General features: G+C 39.8%; 1 pseudogene. It reads right to left on the bottom strand.

What is annotated here, in order from left to right:
• Positions 1–269 (bottom strand): annotated as a pseudogene (locus RYX56_RS22670) (ribosome biogenesis GTPase YqeH); the annotation flags it as partial.

Below are 269 nucleotides of genomic sequence, written 5' to 3'. Positions count from 1 at the left end.
ATTTCTAGTTCATTTGCCAAGTAACAAACGAATGATCTTTTCGGCCCGCCACTAATATAATCAAACCGTGCCAGTCCGCCAAAAAACAGTGTCTGCCCTTCATTTAATTGATACACCTTTGGTTTAATTTCCTTTTTAGGTGTGATCAATTTCAACTCTCGTTTATCAACAAAATGGGCCATTTGTTGCGGATTAATGATTCCCGGGGTATCAATCAGCGCTTTACCGTCATCAAGCGGTATTTTTATCATATCCAATGTCGTTCCTGG

Origin of the sequence: Alkalihalophilus lindianensis (genome assembly GCF_032843265.1) — a bacterium.
In the GTDB taxonomy this organism is placed as follows: Bacteria; Bacillota; Bacilli; order Bacillales; family Bacillaceae_D; genus Alkalihalophilus; species Alkalihalophilus lindianensis.
The sequence above is the reverse complement of the archived record's forward strand: the minus strand, read 5'-3'. Positions and strand labels throughout refer to the sequence as shown.